This is a genomic window from Micromonospora zhanjiangensis (genome assembly GCF_042650605.1).
GTDB classification, from domain to species: Bacteria; Actinomycetota; Actinomycetes; order Mycobacteriales; family Micromonosporaceae; genus Micromonospora_J; species Micromonospora_J zhanjiangensis.
Window position 1 is genome coordinate 1 of the sequence record NZ_JBHSBN010000136.1, and the last position, 519, is coordinate 519.

The following is a 519-nucleotide window of genomic DNA, read 5'->3' on the forward strand; positions in this document are numbered from 1 at the left end:
CCAGCGGATGCCGAAAAAGGGCCGGGACCCCGGTGGTACGGGATCCCGGCCCTTTCGGTTGTTGTCTTAGCTGTTCCAGTACTGGGTGACCAGGTCAGCGGCCTGGGTCTCCCACTGGGCGTAGGCGTCCGGGTAGGCCGACACCTGAACCTTCTGCGCGGCGACGGTCAACGGCAGCTTCTCCCAACCGTCGATCTGCTTCAGACCCTTCAGGAACGCGATGGTGGAGTACTCCGGATCGGTGATCTGCTCCGGCGAACCCCAACCCGAGGACGGGCGCTGCTGGAACAGACCCAACGAGTCGTGGTCGTTGGCATCGCCCAGGTGACCCAGGTTCTCCAGCTTCGACTCCTGCAGGCTGGTGGCGATCGAGATCACCGCGGCACGCTCGTCCATACCGGCCTTCTTCGTCGCCGCCACGATCGCCTTCACGTTGGCCTTCTGCTCATCGTTCAGGCCGATCCGCGACTGGTTGCCGCTCGGGGTGCCGTTCGGCATCAGCTTCTCCGGCGACGGCTT

At 64.7% G+C, this 519-nt stretch carries 1 protein-coding gene; it reads right to left on the reverse strand.

The window, feature by feature from the left end; all coding sequences use genetic code 11:
- Positions 1-66 precede the first annotated feature (66 nt).
- On the reverse strand, positions 67-519 hold a 453-nt coding region (locus ACFOX0_RS34300), incomplete at its 5' end, for a hypothetical protein (protein ID WP_377553868.1).